Below are 5,289 nucleotides of genomic sequence, written 5' to 3'. Positions count from 1 at the left end.
GTGGTGCGGGTGTCCTTTGAGAACTCAACAGTGTGTCGAGCTAAATTATATGGTTTGGCGTTTTTGTGCCAGATTGTTTTTGCCGTCTGGTCTGACCCCGTCGGGTCGGGCGGCTTCTTTGGTAAGTCCAGGGTTTTTGTTGGAGAGTTTGATCCTGGCTCAGGACGAACGCTGGCGGCGTGCTTAACACATGCAAGTCGAGCGGTAAGGCCCCTTCGGGGGTACACGAGCGGCGAACGGGTGAGTAACACGTGGGTGACCTGCCCTCAGCTTCGGGATAAGCCCGGGAAACTGGGTCTAATACCGGATAGGACACTCCATCGCATGGTGGTGTGTGGAAAGTTTTTTCGGCTGAGGATGGGCCCGCGGCCTATCAGCTTGTTGGTGGGGTAATGGCCTACCAAGGCGGTGACGGGTAGCCGGCCTGAGAGGGCGACCGGCCACACTGGGACTGAGACACGGCCCAGACTCCTACGGGAGGCAGCAGTGGGGAATATTGCGCAATGGGCGGAAGCCTGACGCAGCGACGCCGCGTGGGGGATGACGGCCTTCGGGTTGTAAACCTCTTTCGCCAGGGACGAAGCCTTTGGGTGACGGTACCTGGAGAAGAAGCACCGGCCAACTACGTGCCAGCAGCCGCGGTAACACGTAGGGTGCGAGCGTTGTCCGGAATTATTGGGCGTAAAGAGCTCGTAGGCGGTGTGTCGCGTCGGCCGTGAAAACTTGGGGCTTAACTCTGAGCGTGCGGTCGATACGGGCATCACTTGAGTTCGGCAGGGGAGACTGGAATTCCTGGTGTAGCGGTGAAATGCGCAGATATCAGGAAGAACACCGGTGGCGAAGGCGGGTCTCTGGGCCGATACTGACGCTGAGGAGCGAAAGCGTGGGGAGCAAACAGGATTAGATACCCTGGTAGTCCACGCCGTAAACGTTGGGCGCTAGGTGTGGGGACCATTCCACGGTTTCTGTGCCGCAGCTAACGCATTAAGCGCCCCGCCTGGGGAGTACGGCCGCAAGGCTAAAACTCAAAGGAATTGACGGGGGCCCGCACAAGCGGCGGAGCATGTGGATTAATTCGATGCAACGCGAAGAACCTTACCTGGGTTTGACATGCACAGGATCGCGGCAGAGATGTCGTTTCCCTTGTGGCCTGTGTGCAGGTGGTGCATGGCTGTCGTCAGCTCGTGTCGTGAGATGTTGGGTTAAGTCCCGCAACGAGCGCAACCCTTGTTCCATGTTGCCAGCACGTAGTGGTGGGGACTCATGGGAGACTGCCGGGGTCAACTCGGAGGAAGGTGGGGATGACGTCAAGTCATCATGCCCCTTATGTCCAGGGCTTCACACATGCTACAATGGCTCATACAGAGGGCTGCGAGACCGTGAGGTGGAGCGAATCCCTTAAAGTGAGTCTCAGTTCGGATCGGGGTCTGCAACTCGACCCCGTGAAGTTGGAGTCGCTAGTAATCGCAGATCAGCAACGCTGCGGTGAATACGTTCCCGGGCCTTGTACACACCGCCCGTCACGTCACGAAAGTTGGTAACACCCGAAGCCGGCGGCCCAACCCTGTGGGGAGGGAGTCGTCGAAGGTGGGACTGGCGATTGGGACGAAGTCGTAACAAGGTAGCCGTACCGGAAGGTGCGGCTGGATCACCTCCTTTCTAAGGAGTCCCACTGTGGTGGGGCGCCACTTCTTCTGCTTGTTGCAGGTTGTGGTTCCTTGACAGATTCGCACTGTCGGCCCCGAGTGTGGGTCGGGTGTGACTGGGTGGAACACGAGGCGCCAGATTTTTTGGTTCGACACACTGTTGGGTCCTGAGGGGACACCGTGTTTGCGGGTTTTCTCTGGCCGACCCTGCTGGATGCTTGTCCTAATGCCTGCTGTGTGTGGGTGGTGGCTTGTTGATGGTGGGTGTGGTTGTGGGTTGAGTGTTGCATAGTGGATGCGAGCATCTTGTTGTGGTCAAGTTGTTAAGAGCACATGGTGGATGCCTGGGCATCAGGAGCCGATGAAGGACGTGGGAGGCCGCGATAGTCCTCGGGGAGCTGTCAACCGAGCTGTGATCCGAGGGTGTCCGAATGGGGAAACCCAGCACCCGTCATGGGGTGTTACCCGTACCTGAATTCATAGGGTGCGTGGAGGGAACGTGGGGAAGTGAAACATCTCAGTACCCACAGGAAGAGAAAACAAATAGTGATTCCGTGAGTAGTGGCGAGCGAAAGCGGATGAGGCTAAACCGTGTCCGTGTCAAGCCGGCAGGTGTTGCGGATGTGGGGTTGTGGGATGCGTTGTTCACCTTCTGCCGAGGGTGGGACGCTGTTGTGCTGTGTTAGCGGAACGACTCTGGGATGGTCGGCCGTAGTGGGTGATAGCCCCGTACGCGAAAACGCAGTGTGCAGTGTGGACGTTTTTCCCGAGTAGCAGCGAGCCCGTGGAATTCGCTGTGAATCTGGCGGGACCACCCGTCAAGCCTAAATACTACCTGGTGACCGATAGCGGACAAGTACCGTGAGGGAAAGGTGAAAAGTACCCCGGGAGGGGAGTGAAATAGTACCTGAAACCGTGTGCTTACAAGCCGTCAGAGCCTTTTGGGGTGATGGCGTGCCTTTTGAAGAATGAGCCTGCGAGTTATGCTTCGTGGCGAGGTTAACCCGTGTGGGGTAGCCGTAGCGAAAGCGAGTCCGAATAGGGCGTTGAGTCGCGGGGTATAGACCCGAAGCGAAGTGATCTACCCATGGCCAGGGTGAAGCGTCGGTAAGACGTCGTGGAGGCCCGAACCCACCAGGGTTGAAAACCTGGGGGATGAGCTGTGGGTAGGGGTGAAAGGCCAATCAAACTTCGTGATAGCTGGTTCTCCCCGAAATGCATTTAGGTGCAGCGTCGTGTGTTTCTCGCCGGAGGTAGAGCACTGGATGGTCTAGGGGGCCTACAAGCTTACCGAAATCAGCCAAACTCCGAATGCCGGTGAGTGAGAGCGCGGCAGTGAGACTGCGGGGGATAAGCTTCGTGGTCGAGAGGGAAACAGCCCAGATCACCGGCTAAGGCCCCTAAGCGTGCGCTAAGTGGAAAAGGATGTGGGATCGCCCAGACAACCAGGAGGTTGGCTTAGAAGCAGCCATCCTTGAAAGAGTGCGTAATAGCTCACTGGTCAAGTGGTCCTGCGCCGACAATGTAGCGGGGCTCAAGCGCACCGCCGAAGCCGTGGCAATGACACTTTTGGTGTTGTTGGGTAGGGGAGCGTCCTGCATCTGGTGAAGCCCGGGAGTGATTTACGGGTGGAAGGTGTGGGAGTGAGAATGCAGGCATGAGTAGCGAATGCAGAGTGAGAATCTCTGCCGCCGGATGACCAAGGGTTCCTGGGCCAGGTTGTTCCGCCCAGGGTGAGCCGGGACCTAAGGCGAGGCCGTCAGGCGTAGTCGATGGACAACGGGTTGATATTCCCGTGCTCGTGATAGTGCGTCCATGCTGAGGTCAGTGATGCTAACCGCCCGAACCCACCTTCGTTCCTTCGGGAGCGTTGTTTGTGGGGGAGCGTGGGATCCGATCTGGTAGTAGGCAAGTGATGGGGTGACGCAGGAGGGTAGCTCCGCCACGCGGTGGTTGTCGTGGTGTAAGCCTGTAGCCTGATCTCCTAGGTAAATCCGGGGGGTCGTTGAGGGTGAGAGGTGATGCGTAGCCGTTTGAGGCGAAGTGAGTGATCCCATGCTGTCGAGAAAAGCCTCTAGCGAGTGCTGTTGCGGCCCGTACCCTAAACCGACACAGGTGGTCAGGTAGAGAATACCGAGGCGATCGAGAGAACTGTGGTTAAGGAATTCGGCAAAATGCCTCCGTAACTTCGGGAGAAGGAGGGCCGGTTGTTGTGAAGCCACTTGCTGGTGGAGCGATGGCCGGTCGCAGAGACCAGGCCCAAGCGACTGTTTACTAAAAACACAGGTCCGTGCGAAGTCGCAAGACGATGTATACGGACTGACGCCTGCCCGGTGCTGGAACGTTAAGAGGACCCGTTAATCCTTCGGGGTGAAGCGGAGAATTTAAGCGCCAGTAAACGGCGGTGGTAACTATAACCATCCTAAGGTAGCGAAATTCCTTGTCGGGTAAGTTCCGACCTGCACGAATGGCGTAACGACTTGGGCGCTGTCTCGACCACAGACTCGGCGAAATTGCACTACGAGTAAAGATGCTCGTTACGCGCGGCAGGACGGAAAGACCCCGGGACCTTTACTATAGCTTGGTATTGGTGCTCGGTTCGGCTTGTGTAGGATAGGTGGGAGACTGGGAAGCCATCACGCCAGTGGTGGTGGAGTCGTTGTTGAAATACCACTCTGGTCGAATTGGGTGTCTCAACCTCGGGCCATGATCTGGTTCAGGGACAGTGCCTGGTGGGTAGTTTAACTGGGGCGGTTGCCTCCTAAAGAGTAACGGAGGCGCCCAAAGGTTCCCTCAGCCTGGTTGGCAATCAGGTGTTGAGTGTAAGTGCACAAGGGAGCTTGACTGTGAGACCGACAGGTCGAGCAGGGACGAAAGTCGGGACTAGTGATCCGGCACCTCCTTGTGGAAGGGGTGTCGCTCAACGGATAAAAGGTACCCCGGGGATAACAGGCTGATCTTGCCCAAGAGTCCATATCGACGGCATGGTTTGGCACCTCGATGTCGGCTCGTCGCATCCTGGGGCTGGAGTAGGTCCCAAGGGTTGGGCTGTTCGCCCATTAAAGCGGTACGCGAGCTGGGTTTAGAACGTCGTGAGACAGTTCGGTCCCTATCCGCCGCGCGCGTTGGAGATTTGAGGAAGGCTGTCCCTAGTACGAGAGGACCGGGACGGACGAACCTCTGGTGTGCCAGTTGTCCCGCCAGGGGCACGGCTGGTTGGCTATGTTCGGGAGGGATAACCGCTGAAGGCATCTAAGCGGGAAGCCTGTTCCAAGATGAGGTCTCCTACCACCTTGAGTGGGTAAGGCTCCCAGCAGATTACTGGGTTGATAGGCCGGAGATGGAAGCCCTGTGAGGGGTGGAGTTGACCGGTACTAATAGGCCGAGGGCTTGCCACAACATGTTGTTCGCATCCACTGTGTGACCCTGAGTCCATAACCTGTTTTGGTTGTGTGGCTGGTTGCTCTGGTCTGTGCCCCTTTCTGTGGGGTGTGGGTTGGGGTTCTAAGTTGATAGTGTTGTCGGTGGTCATAGCGGTAGGGGAACGCCCGGTCCCATTCCGAACCCGGTAGCTAAGCCTTCCTGCGCCGATGGTACTGCACTCGTCAGGGTGTGGGAGAGTAGGTCGCCGCCGACATTCAAC

3 rRNA genes are annotated in these 5,289 nt (G+C 57.5%); all 3 read left to right on the top strand.

Going from position 1 to position 5,289, the window contains the following annotated elements:
* Window positions 1–136 precede the first annotated feature (136 nt).
* A 16S ribosomal RNA gene (locus ACLE50_RS22295) occupies window positions 137–1,659 on the top strand.
* 300 nt (window positions 1,660–1,959) lie between these two features.
* A 23S ribosomal RNA gene (locus ACLE50_RS22290) occupies window positions 1,960–5,044 on the top strand.
* A gap of 122 nt (window positions 5,045–5,166) precedes the next feature.
* Window positions 5,167–5,283 (top strand): 5S ribosomal RNA (gene rrf, locus ACLE50_RS22285).
* Together the 16S, 23S and 5S rRNA genes form the textbook arrangement of a ribosomal RNA operon.
* The last annotated feature ends 6 nt before the right edge of the window (window positions 5,284–5,289 follow it).

The sequence above is a fragment of the Pseudonocardia phyllosphaerae genome (assembly GCF_046546475.1).
Taxonomy (GTDB): domain Bacteria; phylum Actinomycetota; class Actinomycetes; order Mycobacteriales; family Pseudonocardiaceae; genus Pseudonocardia; species Pseudonocardia phyllosphaerae.
This window is presented reverse-complemented; position numbering and strand designations above follow the sequence as displayed.